21 protein-coding genes are annotated in these 24,287 nt (G+C 44.4%); 16 read left to right on the top strand and 5 right to left on the bottom strand.

Annotated elements, in window-relative coordinates; all coding sequences use genetic code 11:
* Positions 1-344: 344 nt before the first annotated feature.
* Positions 345-1,778 carry an alanine/glycine:cation symporter family protein gene (locus R7Q48_RS18505; protein ID WP_005381800.1) on the top strand — a complete coding sequence of 478 codons (1,434 nt, stop codon included), beginning with the start codon at positions 345-347 and terminating at the stop codon, positions 1,776-1,778.
* A 110-nt stretch (positions 1,779-1,888) separates the two neighbouring features.
* Positions 1,889-2,665: a peroxide stress protein YaaA gene (yaaA, locus tag R7Q48_RS18500; protein WP_017821506.1), complete on the top strand. Its 777-nt coding sequence runs from the start codon at positions 1,889-1,891 to the stop codon at positions 2,663-2,665.
* 109 nt (positions 2,666-2,774) lie between these two features.
* On the opposite strand, the gene srmB is transcribed toward yaaA, so the two are convergent.
* Together srmB and R7Q48_RS18490 are read right to left on the bottom strand one after the other, a co-directional pair.
* Positions 2,775-3,998: an ATP-dependent RNA helicase SrmB gene (srmB, locus tag R7Q48_RS18495; protein WP_005381797.1), complete on the bottom strand. Its 1,224-nt coding sequence runs from the start codon at positions 3,996-3,998 to the stop codon at positions 2,775-2,777.
* Between the two features lie 107 nt (positions 3,999-4,105).
* On the bottom strand, positions 4,106-4,825 hold the full coding sequence (locus R7Q48_RS18490) for a tRNA1(Val) (adenine(37)-N6)-methyltransferase (protein WP_017635070.1): 720 nt from the start codon (positions 4,823-4,825) through the stop codon (positions 4,106-4,108).
* 330 nt (positions 4,826-5,155) lie between these two features.
* On the opposite strand from R7Q48_RS18490, the gene brnQ reads away from it, so the two are divergent.
* Positions 5,156-6,466 (top strand): branched-chain amino acid transport system II carrier protein, encoded by a 1,311-nt coding sequence (brnQ, locus tag R7Q48_RS18485; protein WP_005381792.1) that lies wholly within the window; start codon positions 5,156-5,158, stop codon positions 6,464-6,466.
* 85 nt (positions 6,467-6,551) lie between these two features.
* Here the strand turns inward: brnQ and fldB are convergent, their stop codons facing one another.
* Positions 6,552-7,070: a flavodoxin FldB gene (gene fldB / locus R7Q48_RS18480; protein ID WP_005381790.1), complete on the bottom strand. Its 519-nt coding sequence runs from the start codon at positions 7,068-7,070 to the stop codon at positions 6,552-6,554.
* Positions 7,071-7,227: 157 nt separating this feature from the next.
* Here fldB and xerD point away from each other — a divergent pair, with 157 nt between their 5' ends.
* The 7 genes from xerD (at position 7,228) to R7Q48_RS18445 (ending at position 15,961) form a co-directional block, all read left to right on the top strand.
* Positions 7,228-8,145, top strand: a complete 918-nt coding sequence (xerD, locus tag R7Q48_RS18475) for a site-specific tyrosine recombinase XerD (protein ID WP_005381788.1) — start codon at positions 7,228-7,230, stop codon at positions 8,143-8,145.
* A gap of 59 nt (positions 8,146-8,204) precedes the next feature.
* Positions 8,205-8,993: a bifunctional protein-disulfide isomerase/oxidoreductase DsbC gene (gene dsbC / locus R7Q48_RS18470; RefSeq protein WP_005381786.1), complete on the top strand. Its 789-nt coding sequence runs from the start codon at positions 8,205-8,207 to the stop codon at positions 8,991-8,993.
* 43 nt (positions 8,994-9,036) lie between these two features.
* The gene (gene recJ / locus R7Q48_RS18465) at positions 9,037-10,776 is read left to right on the top strand and encodes a single-stranded-DNA-specific exonuclease RecJ (protein ID WP_318132403.1); all 1,740 of its coding nucleotides are present in this window, start codon (positions 9,037-9,039) and stop codon (positions 10,774-10,776) included.
* Positions 10,777-10,949: 173 nt separating this feature from the next.
* Positions 10,950-12,048 (top strand): peptide chain release factor 2 gene (gene prfB, locus R7Q48_RS18460; RefSeq protein WP_100068604.1). Its coding sequence is split into 2 segments (ribosomal slippage): positions 10,950-11,024 and positions 11,026-12,048, totalling 1,098 coding nucleotides; the frame shifts between segments, so codons are not numbered across the junction.
* Positions 12,049-12,082: 34 nt separating this feature from the next.
* Entirely contained in the window at positions 12,083-13,600 is a 1,518-nt protein-coding gene (lysS, locus tag R7Q48_RS18455) for a lysine--tRNA ligase (protein ID WP_005382861.1), read from the top strand.
* A gap of 245 nt (positions 13,601-13,845) precedes the next feature.
* Positions 13,846-15,180: a cyclic-di-GMP-binding transcriptional regulator VpsR gene (gene vpsR, locus R7Q48_RS18450; RefSeq protein WP_005381779.1), complete on the top strand. Its 1,335-nt coding sequence runs from the start codon at positions 13,846-13,848 to the stop codon at positions 15,178-15,180.
* 529 nt (positions 15,181-15,709) lie between these two features.
* A complete protein-coding gene (locus tag R7Q48_RS18445; protein WP_005381776.1) occupies positions 15,710-15,961 on the top strand; it encodes a hypothetical protein in 252 nt (83 codons plus the stop codon).
* Positions 15,962-16,092: 131 nt separating this feature from the next.
* Here the strand turns inward: R7Q48_RS18445 and R7Q48_RS18440 are convergent, their stop codons facing one another.
* On the bottom strand, positions 16,093-17,127 hold the full coding sequence (locus R7Q48_RS18440; RefSeq protein ID WP_005381774.1) for an NADP(H)-dependent aldo-keto reductase: 1,035 nt from the start codon (positions 17,125-17,127) through the stop codon (positions 16,093-16,095).
* A gap of 154 nt (positions 17,128-17,281) precedes the next feature.
* Here R7Q48_RS18440 and R7Q48_RS18435 point away from each other — a divergent pair, with 154 nt between their 5' ends.
* Entirely contained in the window at positions 17,282-17,593 is a 312-nt protein-coding gene (locus R7Q48_RS18435; RefSeq protein ID WP_005381772.1) for a DUF6482 family protein, read from the top strand.
* Between the two features lie 15 nt (positions 17,594-17,608).
* Here the strand turns inward: R7Q48_RS18435 and mutH are convergent, their stop codons facing one another.
* A complete protein-coding gene (gene mutH, locus R7Q48_RS18430) occupies positions 17,609-18,289 on the bottom strand; it encodes a DNA mismatch repair endonuclease MutH (RefSeq protein ID WP_017821501.1) in 681 nt (226 codons plus the stop codon).
* Between the two features lie 618 nt (positions 18,290-18,907).
* Between mutH and rppH the strand changes: the two genes are divergently transcribed.
* The 5 genes from rppH (at position 18,908) to R7Q48_RS18405 (ending at position 24,246) form a co-directional block, all read left to right on the top strand.
* Positions 18,908-19,429, top strand: a complete 522-nt coding sequence (rppH, locus tag R7Q48_RS18425) for an RNA pyrophosphohydrolase (protein ID WP_005381953.1) — start codon at positions 18,908-18,910, stop codon at positions 19,427-19,429.
* Between the two features lie 2 nt (positions 19,430-19,431).
* Entirely contained in the window at positions 19,432-21,678 is a 2,247-nt protein-coding gene (gene ptsP, locus R7Q48_RS18420) for a phosphoenolpyruvate--protein phosphotransferase (protein WP_005385966.1), read from the top strand.
* A gap of 6 nt (positions 21,679-21,684) precedes the next feature.
* Positions 21,685-22,476, top strand: coding sequence for a sulfite exporter TauE/SafE family protein (locus R7Q48_RS18415; RefSeq protein WP_005385965.1), 792 nt, complete (start codon positions 21,685-21,687; stop codon positions 22,474-22,476).
* A gap of 87 nt (positions 22,477-22,563) precedes the next feature.
* The gene (gene lgt / locus R7Q48_RS18410) at positions 22,564-23,385 is read left to right on the top strand and encodes a prolipoprotein diacylglyceryl transferase (RefSeq protein ID WP_005381948.1); all 822 of its coding nucleotides are present in this window, start codon (positions 22,564-22,566) and stop codon (positions 23,383-23,385) included.
* 9 nt (positions 23,386-23,394) lie between these two features.
* Positions 23,395-24,246 carry a thymidylate synthase gene (locus R7Q48_RS18405; RefSeq protein WP_005381947.1) on the top strand — a complete coding sequence of 284 codons (852 nt, stop codon included), beginning with the start codon at positions 23,395-23,397 and terminating at the stop codon, positions 24,244-24,246.
* The last annotated feature ends 41 nt before the right edge of the window (positions 24,247-24,287 follow it).

The raw sequence follows: 24,287 nt of genomic DNA, 5'->3' as shown, positions 1-24,287 counted from the left end.
ACCATTCCATTTAATGAAGAATAATTATTTATGTTGGCGTTTGGTAATTGAAATGTTGCGCAGTTTGAGTGTTAAGTCTTCTATTTATGTTATTTTTTGGTGACTTTATAGTGAAAAATAACAATGTTATTCTTGTTGTTGCATATTGATTTTTGCGCTCCTAGGTTGCATTATCCGCCCGTCAAAAAATACGCTGGTACGTAAAATGGATGCATGAAGCGACGTTTACGATTCTAGATTGCCCATAAACATTACTTAAAAAGCTAAGCACACTTTGACACTTAGCAGGCAATTTGGTGGATGGCTAGGACGCATAGACTGGCGCAACTCACTTTGAGGTACACATGACAGACTTAATCAATTTGATGAACGATCTCCTCTGGGGCTCGATTCTGGTTTATCTTCTTGTTGGTGTTGGTATTTACTTCACCGTTCGATTAGGGTTCATTCAGTTCCGCCATTTCGGCCACATGTTCTCTGTTCTTAAGAACAGCCGTAAAGCAGACAAAGCTGGTATTTCCTCTTTCCAAGCGCTTTGTACTAGTCTTGCTGCACGTGTTGGTACAGGTAACATGGCGGGCGTTGCAGTTGCATTGACTGCGGGTGGTCCTGGTGCGATCTTCTGGATGTGGCTGATTGCAATGCTTGGTATGGCAACATCGTTTGCTGAGAGCACACTGGCGCAGCTATACAAAACCAAAGATGATGATGGCAACTACCGTGGTGGCCCTGCCTACTACATGGAAAAAGGCCTGGGCATGCGTTGGATGGGCGTGTTGTTCTCAGTTTTCCTAATCATCGCTTTTGGTTTGGTATTCAACGCCGTACAAGCTAACTCAATTGCCAATGCAATGAGCAACGCATTTGGTTGGAATAACCTGTATGTCGGTATTGCCGTTGTTTTACTGTCTGCAATTGTTATTTTTGGTGGCATCAAGCGTATCGCAAGAGTTGCTGAGATGATCGTTCCGATCATGGCACTACTTTATCTAGCTCTAGCGCTGTTCATCATGTTCTCTAACCTAGAGAAATTACCTGATGTATTGATGCTTATCTTTAAGAGTGCATTTGGTCTGCAAGAAGCAGCAGCAGGTGGTCTTGGCTACGCAATTGCACAGGCAATGATTAACGGTATCAAGCGCGGTCTATTCTCGAATGAAGCAGGTATGGGTTCTGCACCTAACGCGGCAGCTTCAGCAACACCTTACCCACCACACCCAGCGTCTCAAGGTTACGTACAGATGCTAGGCGTGTTCATGGATACGATCGTTATCTGTTCTGCAACAGTGGCTATCATCCTGATGTCTGGTGAGTATGTCGGTCAAGCAACAGAAGTGACGGGTATCGAGCTAACTCAGCGTGCATTGAGCTCACAAGTTGGCGATTGGGGCGGCATCTTTGTTGCTGTGGCAATCTTCTTCTTTGCGTTTACTTCAATCATTGCAAACTACTCGTACGCTGAAACGAACTTAATCTTCCTAGAGCACAATCATAAAGCGGGCTTAAGCATTTTCCGCGTTATTGTTCTTGGTATGGTGATGTTTGGTGCACTAGCTTCGTTACCAGTCGTATGGTCGCTTGCTGACGTCTCTATGGGTCTGATGGCGATAGTCAACTTGGTGGCGATCATCTTGCTATCTGGCATCGTGATTAAACTGGCCAAAGATTACAATCGCCAGCTTGGTGAAGGCAAAGTGCCAACATTTGATGCGAATGATTTCCCAGAGCTGAAATCTCAGCTTGAAGAAGGCATTTGGTACAACGATAAAAAAGACTAAGTGAGCTATCACTCATAGTTGAAAGCTATTAGTACGATGTAAAAAGCCATGCAGACAATGCATGGCTTTTTTTGTACCCTATTAAAAACAAAATTAGAGAAGGGAAAGTCATGCTTATCGTAGTTTCTCCAGCGAAGACTCTTGATTACGAGTCTCCGTTAGCGACAGAAAAATTTACTCAACCTGAGTTGGTCGAATACTCAAAAGAGCTTATCGATGTTTGCCGCAAACTGACTCCTGCTGATGTTGCCTCTTTAATGAAAGTGAGCGACAAGATTGCCGATTTAAATGTAGGTCGATTCCAAGAGTGGAGTGAAACGTTTACCACTGAAAACTCACGACAAGCCATTCTTGCATTTAAAGGTGACGTTTACACAGGGCTAGACGCCGAAAGTTTATCTGAAGCGGACTTCGAATATGCTCAAGATCATCTGCGTATGCTATCGGGTCTTTATGGTTTACTAAAACCACTTGATTTGATGCAGCCATACCGTCTTGAAATGGGTACCAAGCTTGCAAACGACAAAGGTACGAACTTGTACCAGTTTTGGGGCAATGTTATTACGGACAAGCTTAACGAAGCGATTTCTGCTCAAGGTGATAATGTCCTTATCAACCTTGCATCAAATGAATACTTTAAAGCGGTTAAGCCAAAGAATTTAGATGCGCAAGTGATCACGCCAGTATTCAAAGATTGTAAGAATGGTCAATACAAGGTCATCAGTTTTTACGCGAAGAAAGCGCGCGGTATGATGGCGCGTTACATCATTGAAAACCGTGTTGAGAGCGTTGCAGACCTGACTAAGTTTGATACGGTGGGTTACTACTTTGTGGAAGATGAATCGACGCCAACAGAGTTAGTATTTAAACGCGAAGAGCAAAAATAAAGCTGATTGAGACGTAGTCTACGTTAATCTCTATCAGCACAAACGAAAAAGGGTTGGCATTGCCAACCCTTTGTTATTTTCTAGCTTGAGCTACTTGGCCCCAACAAGATTACTTCTTCTTAGCGGTTTTCTTTTTCGCTACTTTTTTCTTGTCGTCTTTTTTCTTTTTCTTCTTAAACACAGGCTTTTTGTGTTTAGGACGCATCTCTTTCACGAAACGCTCTTTGATGTCTTCTTTCACATAACGTGCAACGCGATCCATCATTGGTTGGTCGTGTGCTTCTACGATTGAGATAGCGTTACCTTTCTTACCTGCGCGAGCCGTACGGCCGATACGGTGAAGGTAAACATCAGCCGTGCGCGGCATGTCGTAGTTGATAACGTGTGATACATCCGGAAGATCGATACCACGCGCAGCAACGTCCGTCGCGAGCAGCACGTTCACAGTTCCATCGCGGAAGCGAGAAATCGCATTGTTACGACGATCTTGCGGCATTTCACCTTGAATCCAAGAACATGGAATCTGTGCACTTTCAAGCTGCGCTCGTAGCTCAGCCAAACGCTCACGAGTCTTTAAAAAGACGATAGTGCGCTCAGCTTGTTGAGTAATAATGTGTTTTAGTAATTCCAGTTTGTGTTCAGCATCATCAGCTCGGTGGTACCACTGAGCAATTTTCTTACGCTCACGCAGCGGCGATTTTGCATCAATCTCTGCTGGGTCATTCAACAGATCAGCGGTAAAGCCTTCTACGCCTTTCCCTTCTAACGTTGCTGAGAACAGAAGGGTTTGCTTACGCCAGCGACATTCGTTAGATAGGCGATCGACAGTAGGAGCAAAACCCATATCTAGCATGCGGTCTGCTTCATCAAGGATTAACCATTCGATTGCACGACAATCAAAACGTTCTGCATCAATGTATTCTTTTAAACGGCCAGGTGTCGCAACCACAATGTCTTGTGTTGTTGCAAGGATGTCGGCGTGCTCTTGGTACTGAACACCACCAGTGATGGTGAAAATGTTGAGTTTGGTATTTTTTGCCAAAGCACGTGCTTGATCGGCAATTTGCATCGCCAGTTCGCGAGTAGGCGTTAGGATCAAAATACGCGCAGGCCCAGGCTTACGACGAGGGAAGTCTTGCAAGTATTGCAATGCTGGCAGGACGAAGGCGGCCGTTTTACCAGTTCCTGTTGGCGCTGACGCTAGAATGTCACGACCGTCCAACGCTTGTGGAATCGCTTCTGCCTGAATTTTTGTTGGGCGTTCGTAACCCATCTCTTCAATGGCTTCAAGTAGGTTTTGGTCTAGATCAAGTTCAGCAAAGGTTCTGATCACAATGAGTTCTCCACAAGCAAAGCTTGGTTAATGGTTCGCCACAACAGCATAGAATACAAAAAGGTCGCACATTATAAAGTGATTGGTGATAAGGATCACATGTTATTTCACATCTTAAGATAAAACTCGCGAGTTAACTGTATGAAATCATCACTATAGCCGTCATTTGAACGGATAATTAAATGTGACGTCTGCAAATCGCAAGGTCGTTTTGACAGTTCAAATAACAGTCGGTGTACTGGTTTCTTTTCTGATGGTTGCACACGACAGATCCGCGATAGATACCAACTTTGGTTTAATGCTAGCTCAATGAACTGCTCGCCTTCGGTGATTGGCAACACAAAACTAGCTCTCCCTTCGTCATCAAGCAAATGATAGCAACGCTGTAGCAATGCGTTATGGCCTAGCGTATCAGTGTGCCTCGCGGTTGCACGTTGACTGTGTTTCGATTGCTCGCCGCTGTTGAAGTAGGGCGGGTTACAAATGATGCGTTGGAATGGATGTGTCGGCGTAAAGTGCAGTATGTCGGTGTGATGCACACTTACACGATCTGACCAAGGAGACTGGGCCATATTTTTTTGCGCGGCAGCAACGGCTGTTAATTCGATATCGACCGCGGTTATTTGAGCTTCTGTAAAGCGTTGAGCACACATCAGGGCAAGCAGGCCAGTGCCAGTGCCAATATCGAGAATTTTAGCGTCGTTAGGGCTTTGAATCCAAGCACCAAGCATTACCCCATCTGTGCTGACTGGCATACCACTCTCGCCGCCCTCAATACAAAATTGCTTAAAATTGAAGCCTTTAGTTTTCAGTTTTTTGTTCTTCATGATTGTTTTATATTTGCTCAATAATTAAGTGGATTGCTCTATTGTTTATTAATTGTATAGATTGTTGTTTTGTTGGTTATTAAATTGTATTGTTAATTGATCGAGATAAAGAACTGGTCTGTTATTTGGATCTGGTTATATCCACTGCTTTTAAGTTTGAAAACTAAATTAATATGGTGTTTTTTTCTTAAAGGTTGCCAAATGATGAGTATTTCGTCATTATGCGGCGAAAATTTTATAGATTGAACCACGTGTACTTATTGACTTTAGGTATACAAAAAGTGGTCTAAGCATACACAACATTCATTAATTAAAAGACAAGGGTTATCTGTGAAGCAGACGTTAAAACTAACAGATATTATCGCAGTAGGCTTTATGCTATTTGCGTTCTTTTTAGGTGCGGGCAATATTATCTTTCCACCTCTAGCGGGTCAGTTAGCGGGTGAAAACTTAATGCCAGCTATGTTTGGTTTCTTGCTAACAGCGGTAGGTCTACCTCTTATTACTATCGTTGCTATTGCTGTTGCTGGTGGTTCTTGGGATCACTTGACGCAAGATCTTCCGAAAAAAGCGGCAGTTCTTATGGCTGCACTGATTTTCATCATCATTGGTCCTGCGTTTGCAGCGCCTCGTACTGGCCTAGTGGCTTACGAGATGGCGGTGAAACCTTTCTTCCTTGAGGCATCACAAACGCATCTGACAGCGTTCTCAGTGATCTTTTTTATCGCAGCGATGATGTTCTCATGGTTCCAAGGCCGTTTGATCGATCTTATCGGTAAAGTACTGACACCAGCATTGTTCGTTGGTTTGATCATTCTTGCTGTCGCTGTCTTCCTTGATCCTCAGGGCGATATGATTGGCGCGCACGGTGAATACCTAACGCAGCCTCTGACCAAAGGCTTCTTAGAAGGCTACAACACAATGGATACGTTCGCGTCATTGATGTTTGGTATGCTGATGGTTGATGCACTGCGCGGTAAAGGCATTACTGAGCGCTCTGCAACTACTAAATATCTGATCTATGCAGGTTGTATTGCTGCTGCTGGTCTTGCGTTTGTTTACATCTCACTATTTTACTTAGGTGCGACGAGTGCAACGGTTGCTGCTGGTGCTGATAATGGTGGCCTAGTGCTTAGCCAATACGTTCAAGCGTTGTTTGGTCCATACGGTCAAATCGTTCTGTCTGTCATCGTATTGCTAGCGTGTCTGACAACCGCGATTGGCTTGATTTCTGCGTGTTCAGATTTCTTCAGCTCGAAAACACCACTGTCATACAAGCAATGGGTACTGATTAATGGTTCTGTTTGTGCATTGGTTGCAAACGTTGGTCTTGCACAGCTGATTTCTCTGTCAGTGCCAGTATTGTTTGCGCTGTACCCTGTGGCGATTGCGTTGGTTGCACTAACATTTGTGCGCAGCAAACTGCCAAATCCACGTTTTGCTTACCGCGCGGTACTGCTTGTATCTCTGTTGTTTGCGTTGGTTGATGCGGCAAAAGTATCGGGTATTGATGTTTCTGCGTTTAACATGTTGCCACTATTCGAAGTCGGCATGGGTTGGGTGCTTCCAACATTTGCGGCTATCGTGTGCATGTTCTTCATCGCGAAACCTCGCCCAGAACTAGCACAAGAAACCGCGTAATCACTTCGCGTTATCAAGATAATAAAAAGCCCGATGAATTACTTCATCGGGCTTTTTACTTTTTAATGATGACGTGTTTGCGCTATTAAAGCGTGTCGTGGAATTCCACAAGAACTTGTTCACACCATTTTTCGATGCGTTCATCACTCAGTTCGTACTGTGAGTCTTCATCTAACGCAAGTCCAACAAACTTGCTGCCATCTTCGATCAGTGCTTTCGATGCTTCAAATTCGTAGCCTTCATTTGGCCAGTAACCGATAAAGGTTGCGCCTGTGGCTTGTAATTCATCGTGAAGTAAGCCCATCGCATCTAAATACCACTCTCCGTAACCTTCTTGGTCACCCAGACCAAACAGCGCTACAACTTTGCCTTTCAGTGGTGTGGTCGCGATGTCTTGCCAAATCGCGTTCCAATCTTCTTGAATTTCACCAAAATCCCAAGTTGAGATGCCAAGGAGTAATAAGTCGTAGTCCGCCATTAGTGATAACGGTGTCTCTTTCACATTGTGAATGTCGACAAGGTCTTCACCAATAAGGGTACGAATTTTCTCTGCTGCCATTTCTGTGTAGCAGGTCGTTGAGCCGTAAAAGAGTCCGATTTTCATTATATTCGTCGTTATTTGTGTTGCTGTTGTGGAAGATTCTAACCATAAATTGAGGAAGATTGCAGCGAATATCCTATGTGGGATGATTTTTTATGGTATTGGATTGGCAGGTGCTTTAATCTAAATACTGTAAATATAAACAGATAAGGAAGCATTCATGACGGCACAACAGCCTGTCAATCAACAAGATTTTTCGCTTGTTGAGCAATTCTTAGATGCGATGTGGATGGAGCGTGGTCTATCAGAGAACACGTTGGCTTCCTACCGAAACGATTTAATGAAGCTGCTCGTGTGGATGGAAAAACATCGATACCGTCTTGATTTTATCAGTTTGTCTGGCTTGCAAGAATATCAAAGCCACCTTGTAGACTTAGATTACAAACAGACGTCCCGTGCGCGTATGTTGTCGGCTATTCGTCGTTTATTTCAATACCTGCATCGTGAGAAGGTGCGTGCTGATGACCCGAGTGCGCTCTTGGTTAGCCCTAAACTGCCACAACGTTTACCCAAAGATATTAGTGAAGAGCAAGTGGACGCGTTGCTCGAAGCGCCAGACCCGAATGACCCTATAGAATTGCGCGATAAAGCGATGCTAGAGCTACTCTACGCGACAGGGTTGCGTGTGACAGAGCTCGTCAGTTTGACCATGGAAAATGTTAGCTTGCGCCAAGGGGTGGTGCGCGTGACTGGTAAAGGTGGTAAAGAACGTCTGGTTCCTATGGGGGAAAACGCGGTCGATTGGATCGAGACGTTCATTCAACAAGGGCGCCCTGCGTTACTTGGTGATACATCATCTGATATTGTTTTTCCTAGTAAACGCGCAAGACAAATGACTCGTCAGACGTTTTGGCACCGTATTAAGTACTATGCTTTGATAGCAGGGATTGATACTGATCAGCTGTCGCCGCACGTACTGCGTCATGCCTTTGCCACGCATTTATTGAACTATGGCGCAGATCTCAGGGTCGTACAGATGCTTTTAGGACATAGTGACTTATCGACCACGCAAATTTATACTCACGTGGCGACTGAACGATTGAAGCAGATCCACAGTCAACACCACCCAAGAGCATAACAATGGTTAGATTCATCCATGTCTTCTTGGAAAAACGATTTTACATTAAGGTGAATTTCATGAGCGTATTACGCCGACTAACTCTGCTGACTTTACCATTTTTTGTTACCGCTTGTGGTGCAGAAGAAAGTCAGGCTCAAACGGAGACTCCTGCGCAACAAGTGGCGCCAGCTGCACAAAGCGGCTTTGATGAAGCAGCATTAAAAACTAAGTTCTCAAAGCTTGGTTTATCTATCGTTGATATTCAACCATCAGACGTCGCTGGCTTATTGGAAATTCAAACCAATGGCGGGATCCTGTTTGCTTCAAATGATGGTAGCCATTTTATCGCCGGTACGCTTTATGCCATTAATGATGATGGCAGTTACAAAGATGTCATAGCAGAGCGTCAAGCGCCACTTAACGCCGAGAAAATTGCGCAGTTCTCCGATAGCATGATCGAATACAAAGCCGACGATGAAAAGTATGTTGTGACCGTATTCACTGATATCACATGTGGTTACTGTGTGCGTCTGCATAGCCAAATGCAAGGCTATAATGATCTAGGTATTACAGTGCGTTACATGGCTTACCCTCGCCAAGGTGCAACTGGCCCTGTGGCAGAGCAAATGGCAACGATTTGGTGTGCTGAAGATCCGGCGTCGGCAATGCACAACGCGAAAGTGAATCGTACATTTGATAACCCTGCGAAAGACTTGAAACAGTGTAAAGAAACCATCCAGGCGCATTACAATCTAGGTCGCCAATTGGGTATTTCTGGTACGCCAGCAATCTTCTTACCGAATGGCGAAATGGTTGGTGGCTACCTACCACCTGCAGAGCTATTGAAACGTTTAAAGCAACTATAATCCATTAGGAGCAGAGCCGGCAAAGTTGTCGGCTCTTTTAAGCATGATAGAAATTCAACGACGTCCTGAACCTGATCTTTCCCTTCTTCCTGATTCCATTCCTCCGATTCTTAAACGTATCTACATCAACCGTGGGATAACGGATCTTTCACAATTAGAAACGTCGGCCCGTGGGTTGCATTCATATCAAAAACTCGGGGGGATTGAGCAAGCTGTCGATCTTTTGTTTCAGGCGATAAAAGAACAAAAACGCATCATCGTTGTCGGTGATTTTGACGCTGATGGCGCGACAAGCTCAGCATTATCAGTACTCGCGCTGCGTATGCTTGGTAGTCACAATGTGGATTACCTAGTGCCAAATCGTTTTGAAGACGGTTATGGGTTAAGTCCAGAAGTCGTTGACCAAGCCTTAGAGCTTGGCGCTGAGATGATCATGACGGTGGATAACGGCGTCTCATCAATCGAAGGCGTGCGTTACGCAAAAGAAAATGGCATTACTGTGCTTGTTACCGATCACCACTTGCCAGGACAAGTGTTGCCTGATGTGGATGCAATGGTGAACCCAAACCTTGAGAGCTGTAGCTTTCCATCTAAAGCGCTTGCGGGTGTGGGGGTCGCGTTTTATCTCATGATGGCACTATGCGTTCATATGCGAAAACACAATTGGTTTGCAGAACAGGGGATGCAAGAGCCCAAGTTGATGGAACTGATTGACCTTGTTGCACTGGGTACCGTCGCCGACGTCGTTCCATTGGATGAAAACAACCGCATTCTTGTACACCAAGGTTTGCAACGTATTCGTGCGGGCAAAGCGCGTCCCGGCATCCAAGCGTTAATTGAGGTCGCGAAGCGCGATGCGCGTCGTTTAGTTGCGTCCGATTTTGGCTTTGCTTTAGGTCCACGTATTAACGCTGCAGGTCGTCTTGATGACATGTCTTTCGGTGTTGAACTGCTGATGTGTAACAACATCCACGCTGCTCGTCGCATGGCAAGTGAATTGGATGGCTTGAACCAAACACGTAAAGAGATTGAAGAAGGCATGAAGCAAGAAGCGATGGCTTTCTGTGAGCGCCTTCAGTTTGGTGAAGGCAATGAGCTTCCTTATGGCCTAGCCTTGTTCCAACGTGATTGGCATCAAGGTGTGATTGGTATTTTGGCTTCGCGTATTAAAGAGAAGTTTCACCGTCCAGTCATTGCATTTGCTGATGGCGGAGAAGGGACGATTAAAGGCTCGTGTCGTTCTATTCCGGGGCTACACATGCGCGATGCGTTGGATTTCATCGACACGCAAAACCCGGGTTTGATCATCAAGTTTGGTGGACACGCCATGGCAGCAGGCTTAACGATTAAAGAGCAGGATTTTGAGCGTTTCAGTCGTTTGTTTGATGAAGTGGTAAAAAAGGAACTCGATGAAGCGGCGCTAAAAGGCGTGATCATGTCAGATGGCGAACTTAAGCCGGAAGAGTTCTCTATGCATGTTGCTGAACAGCTGCGATCGGGTGGCCCTTTTGGACAAGCTTTCCCAGAGCCAATCTTTGATGGTGAGTTTAAAGTACTGCATCAAAAGCTGGTGGGTGAGAAGCATCTTAAATTGATGTTAGAGCCGCTTTATAAAGGTCACCCTACCAATGTGATGATCGACGGTATCGCATTCAATGTTGATCTACGTCGATGGCCAGATGCATCGGTTAAAACAGTACGTCTCGCGTATAAGCTGGATGTGAATGAATTTCGTGGTAATCAATCATTGCAATTGATGATCGGCCATATCGAAGCTAAGTAATACCTAGATTAACCTTTCTTATAGAGTACGGTTGTCCCTAAGTGGGTGTAAAATTTTATGACCGTGCTCTCTCTCACCGCAATCTGATTTCTCATCCGAAATTTTCCTGTATCTCGGTCACATTTTTCAGTAGAATTTCTCGGTTAAATTCTATTCTAAAATGTTGAGTAAACATGTTTGAAATCAATCCAATTAAAAACCGTCTGCAGGACGTGTCTCAGCGCACAAATGTCCTGAGGGGGTATCTTTGACTATGACGCGAAGAAAGAGCGTCTAGAAGAAGTCAACGCAGAACTTGAACAACCAGATGTATGGAACGAACCTGAGCGTGCGCAAGCACTGGGTAAAGAGCGTGCATCACTAGAAGCGGTTGTTGAAACCATTGATCAACTAGAGCAAGGTGTGGAAGATGTAGAAGGTCTTCTTGAGCTGGCTGTAGAAGAAGAAGATCAAGAAACATTTGACGAAATTGAACCAGAACTTGCTGAGTTGGAAGAGAAGCTAGAAAAGCTTGAATTCCGTCGTATGTTCTCTGGAGACCACGATAGCTCTGATTGTTACATCGATTTGCAAGCTGGCTCTGGTGGTACAGAAGCACAAGACTGGACTAACATGCTGCTGCGTATGTACCTACGTTGGGCAGAAGCGAAGGGCTTCAAAGCTGAAGTGATTGAAGTCTCTGAAGGTGAAGTCGCGGGTCTTAAGTCGGCAACAGTTCGCATCTCTGGTGAGTATGCGTACGGTTGGTTACGCACTGAAACGGGCGTTCATCGTCTTGTTCGTAAATCTCCGTTCGATTCAGGCGGTCGTCGCCATACGTCATTTGCTTCTGCGTTCATCTATCCAGAGATTGATGAAAACATCGACATCGACATTAATCCTTCCGACCTACGTATTGACGTTTACCGTGCGTCAGGCGCAGGTGGTCAGCACGTAAACACCACAGAATCTGCGGTACGTATTACGCACGTACCTACGAACACAGTGGTTCAGTGTCAGAATGACCGTTCTCAACATAAGAACAAAGATCAGGCAATGAAACAGCTTCGAGCGAAGCTATTTGAGCTTGAATTGCAAAAGCAAAATGCGGAAAAACAAGCTAATGAAGACGCTAAGTCTGACATTGGCTGGGGTAGCCAGATCCGTTCTTACGTATTGGATGACTCACGTATTAAGGACCTCCGTACGGGCATTGAAAACCGTAATACTCAAGCGGTTCTTGATGGCGATCTGGACAAATTTATTGAAGCTAGCCTGAAATCAGGTCTATAAAGCTTTTCACCGACAAAAACAGGATACATCGAAAATGACTGATGCTGTTCAAAACGAAACTGTACTAGAAGAAAATAAGCTGATTGCTGAACGCCGCGCTAAACTGGATGCAATCCGAAAGAGCTGCAAAGCGAACGGCCATCCAAACGACTTCCGTCGTGACGCACTAGCGGGCGACCTTCAGAAAGAGTTCGGTGAAAAGACGAAGGAAGAGCTAGAAGAGCTTAACCACGTAGTAGCAATCGCTGGCCGTATCATGGCTAAACGTGGTCCATTCTTGGTAATTCAAGAAACTTCTGGCCGTATCCAAGCTTACGCTGACAAAGCGGTTCAAAAAGTACTTAAAGAAAAATACCAAGGTCTAGATATCGGTGACATCATCGGTGTTAAAGGTGCACTTCATAAGTCTGGTAAAGGTGACCTATACGTGAACATGGAAGAGTACGAGTTGCTAACCAAAGCACTACGTCCACTTCCAGAAAAGTTCCACGGTCTAACTGACCAAGAGATGCGTTACCGCCAACGTTACGTTGACCTGATCGTTAACGAAGACTCTCGTCAAGCGTTCGTAGTACGTTCTAAAGTAATGTCTGCAATCCGCAACTTCATGATCTCTAAGCAGTTCATGGAAGTTGAAACGCCAATGATGCACGTTATCCCTGGCGGTGCGAGTGCGCGTCCATTTATCACGCACCACAACGCACTAGACATGCCAATGTACCTACGTATCGCGCCAGAGCTATACCTGAAGCGTCTAGTTGTTGGTGGTTTTGATCGCGTATTCGAAATCAACCGTAACTTCCGTAACGAAGGCCTTTCTCCACGCCACAACCCAGAATTCACAATGATGGAATTCTACATGGCGTACGCAGACTACAAAGATCTGATGGACCTAACTGAAGAACTACTAAGCTCAGTGGCGCAAGAAGTTCTAGGTTCAACGTCAATGCCTTACGGTGATGAAACGGTTGAGTTTGGTGGTACTTACACTCGTATGAGCATGTTCGAAGCAATCAAGCACTACAACCCAGACCACGCGCAAATCCAAGCGCTAACAGAAGAAGACCTACAAAACCGTGATCTAATGGTTTCTATCGCGAAATCTGTTCACGTTGAAGTAGAACCTTTCTGGACATGTGGTCAGCTTCTTGAAGAGATCTTTGGTGAAACAGCAGAACCTAAGCTAATGCAGCCTACGTTCATCACTGGTTACCCAGCAGATATTTCTCCGTTGGCTCGTCGTAGCGACGATAACCCGTTCTTTACAGACCGCTTTGAGTTCTTTATCGGTGGCCGTGAAGTAGCGAACGGTTTCTCAGAGCTTAACGATGCTGAAGACCAAGATGCACGCTTTAAAGCACAGGTTGAAGCGAAAGAGTCTGGTGACGACGAAGCAATGTTCTACGATGCAGACTACATTACTGCTCTAGAGCACGGCCTACCGCCAACAGCAGGCCAAGGTATCGGTATCGACCGTTTGGTTATGCTACTGACTAACACGCACACTATCCGTGACGTGATCTTATTCCCTGCAATGCGCCCGCAAGCGTAATTCGATAGGATGAGTAAAAAAAACCACCTTCGGGTGGTTTTTTTTTGCCTTTTAGTTAAGGTAATTCAAGTTGTTGCACTTGCCTTTTAATGGGATATGCAAATAAACATTCGCCAAATCTCAATCTATTGCATAGTCTTAATACTGAGACAGACGTGAGGGGGCGGAGTCTCGATAATGTTACCCGCTCGCAAAGATAAGTTTGTGGCACAAAATTTCTATTAACAATGAAAAAGGGTTAGAGAATGGCTGGGCAGTTTAAGATGGATTCCATCCCGGGATCGCTTGTGGTAGTTGGCGGTACTTATGAGCCTTGGTTATCGGTACTGGAGCAAGTGGGCTGGAAGTGTCACCAAGTAGGTGACTTACGCAAAGCTAATACGCTGTTAGAAGATATTGGTCCATGTATCGGTATTGTTGATCTCAGCCATGACGAGTTCAGCTTGAATGGTTTGGCGAACTTAGTCAGCTCTCACAAACACGTACGTTGGTTAGCGTTTATTCGTGAATCTCAGCTTGGCACTGACACCATATGCCAGTTCATTGTTAACTTTTGTATCGATTTTTTCACAGCGCCGATCCCAGATGCACAGTTATTAAGCACAATAGGTCACCAGCTTGGCATGCTTAAGTTGGAGAAAAAAGTTTGGCCTAGTTTTGGTAGCAGTTTAGATATGGGTTTGATCGGTGAATCTATCCCGATGAAACGTTTACGCGATCAAGTGAAGCGCATTGGTCCAACGGACGTCAGCATTCTGATTTCTGGGGAAAGTGGGACTGGTAAAGAGGCGGTTGCTAGGGCCATCCATAAAGTCTCTTCACGCTCTCATAAACCGTTTATGGCAATTAACTGTCGCGCACTCAATGAACAACGTTTCCAAGCTGAAGTATTTGGTATTAACGCCGATGAAGATATGGAAGCATGCCTGCTTGAACAAGCAGATGGTGGCACCGTGTTGTTTAATGACATTCTTACCATTTCAAGAGAGCAGCAAATGAATCTGCTGAGATTCTTGCAAGAAGGCACCATTGATACCAAAGATGGCGTAAAAGCGGTTAACGTGCGTATTCTTGCTGCTAACTCGTCAGATGTTGAAAAAGCTTTGATTGACGGTGACTTCAATGAAGAGCTTTACCATTACATCAACGTTCTGCGCATCAATGTCCCTAGCTTGAAAGAACGTGCGAGTGACATCGCATTGCTGGCTCGTTTCTACTTACAAGAGTTCTCAAAAGAGTACAACTCGCAAGCAAAAAGCTTTTCTGAGGATGCATTCAAGGCACTGACACGTTATTTCTGGCCTGGAAATGTGCGTGAGCTTATGAACCAAGTGAAGCGAGCGGTATTAATGTCCGACAGCGTAATGATTGAAGAGCATCACTTAGATTTACCTCAACGTAATGACTCAAAGCGCAGCTTGAAATCAATCCGTGAGAAGAGTGAACGTGATGCGTTGCTGGTTGTTTTGGAATCTCATTCTGGTCAAGTTTCAAATGCGGCGAAAGAGCTCGGAGTTTCGCGTGCAACCATGTATCGACTACTTAATAAACATAACTTGATTTCCGAACAAGCCATGTAGTTGGCCTTTCCCTGTGTTAAATAGGCGAATAAATACAATAAAAGAGAGTGGCCACAGAGCCGCTCTTTTTATTTTTTGTTTGGTTTGATTTATAAAATCCGCAAATTTATATATTCCTCAGGTGAATATGTTATACATAAAAGTATATGAAACTAAATTGCGGTGTATTGATTTGTTTTTAATCAAAAAGGCAAAAAATGTTTGATATATATTCATCAAAGCTTACAATTTAACCGTAACTCAATGAGTTATACCTTTCATAAACGGATTAATTTTTAGCTAGGAGGCGCAAGATGAAACATTACGTTGTTAACACCACTGCTTGCGCTGATCGTATGCCTATCGCTCCGATAACCCTTAAATCGGATGATACCAATACCACTGGCTCACAAGATAAAATTTAATCCGTAACCTATCATATTTATTACTAGGCTGCGGGAAAGTAGCGGCTTAGTATCAACAGAATATTTCTGTTCATTTTACGCACTATTTTTCCCAGTCGAATACATCGATAATCGGAGAAAATATTATGCGTCACTCTATTTACTTACAATTGGCCACTTTGCTATTGAAAGCAGACCTTAAACGCGAAGAAAAGCAATGGCAGCGTACCATACGCCGAACTGCTCATGATATTCCATGGACGAATGTTCATCTATTGAGGGATATTGGTTTAGATCGCGATGGTCGTTCTACACGTGCCAATGTTCCGGATGCAGTAAAAGTTGAACGTCGAGTTCGTCACCTTCGTCGAGTTTTAACGTCGCGAATAATGACGTAATCGTTAGCGTGTTGGACTGACAGAGTTGCTAACGAGTCATTCAACACGCTTAACTTTTTATATGAAGTATGACTTCATTGGATAAACAGCTGATCTTGAAGATCAGCTGTTTTCGTTTGAAGGTGGTACTGTTAAGGGCAAGGATTCGAGTAAGTTGTACCTATTGCTTGAATTTCAGTAAGTAGTTCGTCGCTAAGTTGCAAATCAATACTGTCGATATTGGCTTTTAATTGGTCTAGGTTTGTTGCTCCGATAATGTTAGAAGCAACAAATGGACGCTGATTGACAAACGCGAGCGCCATTTGTGCAGGGTTTAGACCATGCTCTTGAGCTAAATTGACGTAAGCTTCGGTCGCTTTAACACCTTGCGGAGTGAAGTAGCGCGCAAAACGCTCCCACTTAGTGCATCGAGCGCCTTCAGGTTTTGCCCCGTTTAGGTATTTACCACTCAGGCAGCCAAATGCCAAAGGAGAGTAGGCAAGTAACTGAACGCCTTCGTAATGGCTGATTTCAGACAAGCCAACTTCGAAGCTGCGGTTCAATAAGTTATATGGGTTTTGAATGGAGACAATTCTTGGCAAATCGTGTTTTTCTGCCAAACGCAATAGCGACATCACACCCCACGGCGTCTCGTTGGATACGCCGATATAGCGCACTTTACCTGCATTCACTAATTCAGTAAGCGCTTCCAACGTTTCAATTAACGTGACTTCTTCTTGTTTGTCAGGGTATGGGTAGTTGAGTTGACCAAAGCAGTTGGTTTGACGCTGCGGCCAATGTAGTTGGTACAAATCGACATAATCGGTTTGTAGACGATTAAGGCTGTCATCAATCGCTGTATGGATGTGGCGACGATTAAGGCTCATGTTGTCTCTAATGTGAGGAACATTGCGAGGGCCTGCCACTTTTGTTGCCAGTACTACTTTCTCTCTTTTGCCGCTTTTTGCCAACCAATTACCGATGTATTGCTCGGTAAGCCCTTGTGTTTCCGAGTTTGGCGGTACAGGGTACATCTCAGCGGTATCGATGAAGTTCACCCCATGATCGAGGGCAAAGTCGAGCTGTTCAAAGGCGTCCTTTTCTGTGTTTTGCTCGCCAAACGTCATAGTGCCGAGGCAGATTTTACTGATCTCAAGTGATGAGTGCGGTAGTTTTGTGTATTGCATATCACGTCCTTGAAGAGTTACCGACTAAATAAGTGACTCCAATATAGGGGATTTTTAGCCGCAATCGCAAATGATTTACGTATAAAGGAAGAGCAAACTCGAAAGCTACAGTTAGCCTAACTACACTTAAATGATCGTGTGAAGGAGGTATGTTATGCAGAAGCATCAATTGGACATGTGGCTACATGGTCCACATAAAGATACTTATAAAACTCCCAAAGTATTTGTGATTGGGTGTTCTGATGTCTCTGACTATCTTTTAGCTGTGGAGTACAAGCATCAACTTGAGCCGATTAAAGACGGTGAAGACCCGATACATTTTGGCTCTCTAGACTTAGTAAAAGAAGAACTATTGAGGCTAGGGGTCGATAAAGCGTATTTAAGGCTGCGCAATGCGTATGACGAATGTGGCACTGAAGAGGCAGCCTCATACTGCGATATTGAGTTATCGCTCGTGACGCACTAAATAGCTGATATGGTTTTATTCTGGTTGAGTGTTAATGTAGTGCTTGAGTAAGATCTGTTCAGTAAACTGTGTTCTAAGGTAAAAGCCTCGGGGCAGAGTTTTCATCGGCTTACCATTTGAGTTATATGCTTCGGTGAGCGCTTTTGCATTTGCGGCTTTAGGGCGAAGATGCAGCGCTTCTCCGTGTCTGGCGGAAATTTGATCAAATCTTCCCAAGACGATCATCTCCATTAACTCTTCCCAGTCATTTCGCAAAATCCGTTCTTCTTCTTCATCTGGTGACCAAATGAGTGGACTGCCCACACGTCTTTCAGCGAGTGGGATTTCTCGTTCTCCTTCTACGGGTACCCAAAGCACACGAGATAGCTTGTTTCGAACATGACTTGTTTCCCATGTAAGACCATGAACACCAGTGAGGGGGGCCACAGAAACAAAGGTTGTTTCTAAAGGTTTGCCAGAGTAACTGATCGGAATACTTTTCAACTCGATCCCTAGTTTTGCGAAATCTTGTTGAGGTTTACTGCCAGCTGGAGCGCCCAAGTGCCATTCGAGTAATTGACCCACCCAACCTTTATCACGTTTTAAGTTTTCAGGAACAATCATATTCGCCTCGGCGGCCAACTCAGCAAAACTGAGTCCTGCCATATCATGCGCTCGTTCCAATAGCTCTGCTTCTGTTTGTGGTTCTGGTTTCATAGTTACAAGGTGGTATTACAAAAAATATAGTTTATCAAACTCCGACCAAATCTACTGTTTAAGATTTCACCGAGGCGGTGTAAGAACGATCAATTCATAACTTATCCACAGGTGGAGGAGATATAGATAAGATCTTGAGGGGTCTGTATGAATAAACAGGGGTTAAAATGCATTTTTGGGGTTGATTTTGTTGTAATCATCTAAACGAATAGCAGGTGAGTGTGGATAAATAGCCTATTGGTGGATCTTTGACCGATCTGAGTTTGGTGAAAAGATCATCAAGAAACTGAAGATCTAATTATCGTTATTTTTAAAAATAAATACTTTTTTATCAATGCTTTATGTTTATTTTTTTGTTTCTTCATTTGTTTTTTATTTGATGGGATTGAACTGAATTACTCATTTGAATTGAATTCTTCACAAAGTTATTCACAGAAAAGGTGAATAAATGTGGGCAATGTCTCACTCTTGTGTTGATAAGGCATGGTTTGATTAAAAGATATCCAAAAATGCTGAAAAGGTAATAAATCTTGCTCATATCACATCAGTAAGTTTGCTAGTAATGGGGATATGTGGAAAAATCACGGTAATAAAAAATTTATTCATAGAGGTTAGCCAGTGATAGATGGCGATGGTTACCGACTTAATGTTGGTATTGTGATATGTAATAACCATGGTCAGGTCTTCTGGGCTAAACGATACGGGCAACACTCATGGCAATTTCCACAAGGTGGGATTGACGAAGGTGAAACCCCTGAACAAGCCATGTTCAGGGAGTTATACGAAGAAGTCGGTTTAACGAAAAAAGACGTTAAGATCATTGCAACAAGTCGTCATTGGTTAAGATATAAGCTACCAAAGCGATTGGTGCGTTGGGACTCCAAGCCTGTTTGTATCGGCCAAAAACAGAAATGGTTTCTGCTGAGATTAGAATGCGATGAATCTCGCATTAATATGCAACGCGGAAAATCCCCTGAATTTGATGGTTGGCGCTGGGTAAGTTACTGGTATCCAGTTAGGCAAGTTGTTTCTTTCAAGCGAGATGTTTATCGACGAGCGATGAAAGAATTTGCATCCTTAGCCATGCCTTTTCGAGAGAGAAAAGCGAAAGGGAAAAGAAAAAAGCAACGTAGAGGATAATCATGCTCAGTCAGCTAAGGGAAATAGTTGAGAAAGTCTCCAGGGTCGATGATGTGCATCTGGCACTCGATATATTGGTGAAAGAGACTTGTGCTGCTCTTAGTACTGAGTGCTGTACTATCTATCTTGCTAATGAAGAAATGCAGCGCCTTGAGTTAATGGCAACTCAAGGCCTTATTTTTGAAGGTGATAGTATTCATATCAACTTCAATGAAGGCTTGGTTGGGTTGGTAAAACGAAGCGCTGAACCCCTTAACCTTGCCGAAGCCTCAAAACACCCCGAGTTCAAATTCTTTCCTCAACTCGGCGAACAGATTTACCACTCTTTTTTAGCTACTCCAATCATTCATCGTAAACAAGTTTTAGGTGTGTTGGTGATCCAACAAAAAACGCCGCGCTTGTTTAGTGAAATGGAAGAATCGTTTCTTGTTACCTTATCCGCTCAGTTAGCGGTGCTCATTGCACATGCGCAGAATCTTGGGCATTGGCAGTTAGCATCTAAACCCACGGTATTAAAAGGTTTGCCTGCGTCTACTGGTGTCGCGATTGGAGAGTTTTGGTTCGACAATACCCAGCCGAGTTTATCGGATGTTTTCCCTTCGTCCACGTTAGATAAGGAACGCGAGCACGAGACATTACTGGTGGCCATAGAGCGAGCGTTAAATGACTTTCGCCGTATGCGGAAAAAGCTGGACAGTGAAATCAACAAAGATGCGCTGGCGATCTTCGATCTGTTTACTCACTTACTGAATGATCCGATGCTTCGCGGTGATTTGAAGAAGCAGATTGAAAAAGGAGATAGGGCAGACTGGGCGTTACGCCAAGTTGTAGAGTCATACTCGAATCGATTTGCAAGAATGTCGGATGTATACATGCGTGAAAGAGCGCAAGATATCCGAGAGTTAGGGCAAAGGCTGCTCTATTTTCTGCACAACAGTGAGCAAGAAAATTCTGCAATTGATCGTCCCATTATTTTGGTGGCGAACGAACTCACTGCCACCTTGCTCGCTTCTGTACCTAAAGAGTTTTTGTTAGCTGTCGTATCATTAGAGGGAGGCGCTAACTCTCACGCTGCCATTTTATCTCGAGCTCTTGGGGTCCCTGCAGTCATGGGCGCCAACATTAATCCGGATGTGGTTAATGGCAAACTCGGGATAGTCGACGGCTATACGGGTGAGATCTTCTTAGAGCCAAACCGCCAGTTGTTGCGAGAGTATCGCAGCTTAGTAAGCGAAGAGTCTGAATTGTTTGCCATGGTAAACAAGGACCTCGCACTCCCTGCGGTTACGCAAGATAATCACCATATCGAAATTATGCTGAATGCGGGACTCAGTGCAGACAGTAATATTGCCATCAACACAGGTGTTGATGGTGTTGGGTTGTACCGAACTGAGATTGCATTTTTACTTCAGCATCACTTTCCTTCGGAAGATGAGCAGTATCATCAATACCAAGCAATACTTAACAGCTATCCGAATCAACGAGTAGTGATGCGTACTTTGGATATTGGTGGTGACAAACCTTTGCCGTATTTGCCCATCGAAGAAGATAATCCGTTTCTAGGCTGGCGTGGCATTCGTTTTACATTGGATCATCCAGACATTTTCTTGATCCAGCTGCGTGCAATGTTAAGAGCGAGTGCAGAAAGCGGAAACTTAAGTATCTTATTGCCAATGGTGTCAGGGGTAAAAGAGTTAGACGATGCCATTAGCTTGATTAATCAAGCTCACAGCGAAGCCGTTTTGCTTGATGATAGAATTCAATTCCCACAAATTGGGGTCATGATTGAAGTACCATCGATGGTGTATCTGTTGCCAACGATTGCTCACCGTGTTGATTTTGTTTCTGTCGGGACAAACGATTTAACTCAGTATTTATTAGCGGTAGATAGGAACAATTCGCGCGTAGCGGATGTCTATGAATCTATGCATCCTGCGGTACTGTTAGCGCTTAAGCAAATCCATGAGGTGTGTGATAAATATCAGGTGCCCGTGTGTATTTGTGGTGAGCTAGCGGGTGATCCATTTGGCGCTCTTCTCTTACTTGGGTTAGGGTATACCAGTTTGAGTATGAACACCTCCAATGTGGCTAAGGTGAAATATTTGATTCGTCATAGCCAACAAGAAGAATTAGAAAAATTAGCGGAGCAAGCAATGACAAAGTCCTATGGGGAGGACATTCATCAAATGATGCATGACTTCTTCATTCAACAGGGCTTTGCGGGCTTTATCCGTGCAGGTAAAAAGTAGGAAATCGTGACCGTCTCTTTATTTTTGTTATTGTTGGCGCTAGGCGCTTTTGTGGGTGTGATGGCGGGGTTACTCGGTATCGGTGGTGGTTTGATTGTTGTTCCTGCCTTGTTGTATTTGCTTCCTCTTGCTGGGATCTCTCCAGAAATGAGTATGCACATGGCCTTAGCCACTTCGTTAGCGAGTATTATTGTTACGTCTGGCTCATCGGCGATGAATCACCTTAAGCTCGGCAATGTCGATATGTTTGTCGTAAAATGGTTGATGCCTGGTGTGGTCATTGGTGGCTTTGTTGGTGCCAATATTGCTGAGTGGATCCCTACACACTATTTGCCGAAAGTGTTTGGTGTCATTGTTCTTTGCCTGTCAGTACAAATGTTTCGTTCCATTAAAGTTACGAGCAGTAAACCTATGCCGAGCAGCCCTGTGACTGTAGTTTACGGCACGGGAATTGGTGTCGTATCAAGCCTTGCTGGTATTGGTGGTGGCTCACTGTCGGTACCATTTTTAAATAAACATGGGATAGAGATGCGTAAAGCGGTGGGCTCATCCTCCGTTTGTGGTTGCGTGATTGCTATTTCTGGTATGATCGGCTTCATCTTACATGGCTATAAAGTGGAAGGCTTACCTTCATACAGTATTGGCTATGTTTATCTTCCCGCTTTATTAGCGATTGCTATGGCCTCGATGCTCACAACAAAAGTGGGTGCGAAGCTCGCAACTAACCTTCCAACTGCGGTATTAAAAAAGATATTCGCGGTGTTCTTAATGTTTGTTGCAGCGACCATGCTGCTCTAAGTTTGTACCCAAGTCATTCTCGCTGAACCAAGCATCTAGAGGTTACTTGGGTATATTTATTTTGTTGTGATAAGAAGAGAATGATTTATGTCTCAGGGATATATTGAATTTCCCAATATTGATCCGGTTTTAATCTCTATTGGTCCTGTTTCGGTTCGTTGGTACGGTTTGATGTACCTTGTTGGCTTTATGTTTGCTCTATGGTTAGCGAACCGACGTGCGGATAAGCCTGGAAGTGGTTGGACACGAGAGCAGGTTTCTGATTTGTTGTTCGCAGGCTTCCTTGGCGTGGTGATTGGTGGCCGTGTAGGCTACGTGCTTTTCTACAATTTTGAGCTCTTCCTGGCTGACCCTTTGTATCTATTTAAAGTGTGGACCGGTGGTATGTCTTTCCACGGGGGCTTACTGGGTGTGATTACTGCGATGTTCTGGTATGCACACAAAAACGGGCGAACTTTCTTCGGTGTTGCTGACTTTATCGCGCCGCTTGTGCCATTTGGTTTGGGTATGGGGCGTTTAGGTAACTTCATGAACAGCGAGTTGTGGGGCCGAGTAACGGATGTGCCTTGGGCGATCGTTTTCCCAAATGGCGGTCCACTGCCACGTCATCCATCACAGCTTTATGAAATGGCGCTTGAAGGTATCGTCCTTTTCTTCATTTTGAATTGGTTCATCAAGAAACCTCGTCCTCTAGGTTCTGTTTCAGGACTCTTTCTTGCGGGTTACGGAACCTTCCGTTTCCTAGTAGAATACGTGCGCGAACCAGACGCTCATTTGGGGTTATTCGGTGGCTTTATTTCCATGGGACAGATTTTATCCCTGCCAATGGTGGTTATCGGTGTCCTCATGATGGTTTGGGCATACAAACGTGGTCATTACAAAGACGAATTACCACAAAAGACGAAGTAAGGTATTGGTGTGAAACAGTATTTAGATTTGTGTCAACGCATCGTTGACCAAGGTGTTTGGGTTGAAAATGAGCGTACAGGCAAGCGCTGCCTGACCGTAATCAACGCGGATTTAACCTACGATGTTGCGAACAATCAATTTCCGTTGGTCACCACACGTAAAAGTTTTTGGAAAGCGGCCGTTGCAGAGCTATTAGGGTATATTCGTGGTTACGATAATGCGGAAGATTTTCGTAAGCTGGGCACGAAAACCTGGGATGCCAATGCCAACCTAAATGATGCCTGGTTGAATAACCCATACCGTAAAGGCGAAGACGACATGGGCCGTGTCTATGGGGTTCAAGGGCGCGCCTGGGCGAAACCTGATGGTGGTCATGTTGACCAGCTACGTAAGATAGTGGATGACTTAACGCGTGGTGTTGATGATCGCGGTGAAATCTTGAACTTCTACAACCCGGGTGAGTTCCACATGGGGTGCTTGCGTCCTTGTATGTACAGTCACCATTTTTCATTGCTGGATGATACGCTTTACCTGAATAGTACTCAGCGTTCGTGTGATGTACCGCTTGGCTTAAACTTCAATATGGTTCAAGTTTACGTATTCTTGGCGATTATGGCGCAAATTACGGGCAAGAAACCTGGTCAGGCATTTCATAAGATTGTGAATGCTCACATTTATGAAGACCAGCTTGAACTGATGCGCGATGTTCAGTTGAAGCGTGAGCCATTAAAAGCGCCGACGTTCCATATCAACCCAGAGATTAAATCTCTAGAAGATTTGGAAACTTGGGTCACACTGGATGACTTTTGGGTTGAAGGGTACGAGCATCACGATCCTATTCGTTACCCATTCTCAGTGTAACGAGTATCGTTCTTCAAGATATAGAAAAAGCTCCGAATGGA

It is taken from the genome of Vibrio sp. 378 (assembly GCF_033339435.1).
Note: the sequence above shows the minus strand (reverse complement) of the source record. Positions and strands in the feature narration are given on the sequence as shown.

What these genes read in the sequence shown, in the direction of transcription:
- ptsP (WP_005385966.1), top strand. Translation starts at nt 19,432, where the DNA reads ATGCTCAGTCAGCTAAGGGAAATAGTTGAGAAAGTCTCCAGGGTCGAT.
- xerD (WP_005381788.1), top strand. Translation starts at nt 7,228, where the DNA reads ATGACGGCACAACAGCCTGTCAATCAACAAGATTTTTCGCTTGTTGAG.
- fldB (WP_005381790.1), bottom strand. Translation starts at nt 7,070, where the DNA reads ATGAAAATCGGACTCTTTTACGGCTCAACGACCTGCTACACAGAAATG.
- mutH (WP_017821501.1), bottom strand. Translation starts at nt 18,289, where the DNA reads ATGAAACCAGAACCACAAACAGAAGCAGAGCTATTGGAACGAGCGCAT.
- R7Q48_RS18505 (WP_005381800.1), top strand. Translation starts at nt 345, where the DNA reads ATGACAGACTTAATCAATTTGATGAACGATCTCCTCTGGGGCTCGATT.
- R7Q48_RS18435 (WP_005381772.1), top strand. Translation starts at nt 17,282, where the DNA reads ATGCAGAAGCATCAATTGGACATGTGGCTACATGGTCCACATAAAGAT.
- R7Q48_RS18445 (WP_005381776.1), top strand. Translation starts at nt 15,710, where the DNA reads ATGCGTCACTCTATTTACTTACAATTGGCCACTTTGCTATTGAAAGCA.
- recJ (WP_318132403.1), top strand. Translation starts at nt 9,037, where the DNA reads ATGATAGAAATTCAACGACGTCCTGAACCTGATCTTTCCCTTCTTCCT.
- yaaA (WP_017821506.1), top strand. Translation starts at nt 1,889, where the DNA reads ATGCTTATCGTAGTTTCTCCAGCGAAGACTCTTGATTACGAGTCTCCG.
- vpsR (WP_005381779.1), top strand. Translation starts at nt 13,846, where the DNA reads ATGGCTGGGCAGTTTAAGATGGATTCCATCCCGGGATCGCTTGTGGTA.
- dsbC (WP_005381786.1), top strand. Translation starts at nt 8,205, where the DNA reads ATGAGCGTATTACGCCGACTAACTCTGCTGACTTTACCATTTTTTGTT.
- R7Q48_RS18440 (WP_005381774.1), bottom strand. Translation starts at nt 17,127, where the DNA reads ATGCAATACACAAAACTACCGCACTCATCACTTGAGATCAGTAAAATC.
- lgt (WP_005381948.1), top strand. Translation starts at nt 22,564, where the DNA reads ATGTCTCAGGGATATATTGAATTTCCCAATATTGATCCGGTTTTAATC.
- lysS (WP_005382861.1), top strand. Translation starts at nt 12,083, where the DNA reads ATGACTGATGCTGTTCAAAACGAAACTGTACTAGAAGAAAATAAGCTG.
- R7Q48_RS18490 (WP_017635070.1), bottom strand. Translation starts at nt 4,825, where the DNA reads ATGAAGAACAAAAAACTGAAAACTAAAGGCTTCAATTTTAAGCAATTT.